Source organism: Hymenobacter sp. HSC-4F20 (assembly GCF_019599275.1).
In the GTDB taxonomy this organism is placed as follows: Bacteria; Bacteroidota; Bacteroidia; order Cytophagales; family Hymenobacteraceae; genus Hymenobacter.
Map to the genome: position 1 here is coordinate 1 of NZ_JAHZTD010000025.1, position 465 is coordinate 465.

General features: G+C 51.2%; 1 protein-coding gene. It reads right to left on the reverse strand.

The genetic code is table 11. The annotated features are described in order from the left end of the window. On the reverse strand, positions 1 to 465 hold a 465-nt coding region (locus tag K3G63_RS22555; protein WP_259404659.1), incomplete at both ends, for an ABC transporter transmembrane domain-containing protein.

Genomic DNA, 465 nt, shown 5'->3' on the forward strand with positions numbered 1-465 from the left:
GTCCTGCAGCGGGCCAAAGATGCTGACTGAAATAAACTGCATCGAGATCAGTTCACCGGTGGTGAGCACATCTCGGAAAATAAGCCAGAGCAGTGTGAACAAAATGGACTGCCTGAGTAAATTGAGTGCCGTGCCCTGCAGAAAAGAGAGCGTGCGCACTCGCTTGACCTTGGCCATTTCCAGGGAGAAAATCCATTCGGTGTGCTCACGCAAACGCCGTATTTCGGGGTAGGTCAGTCCCAGGCTTTTTACAAGTTCAATGTTGCGCAGCGACTCCGTAATGACGCCTGACATTTTGTTGGTGGCCCGATTGATGGACCGTTGCATGGTTTTGATCTTGGCGCTCAGGATACTGGTAAGTCCCCCGAGCACCACCATCCCGATAATGAAAATTGGGACCAGTGCCCAGTGCTTGGTAATGGCGTACCATACCAGAAAACCTACACCCACCAAAGACGAAAAAAG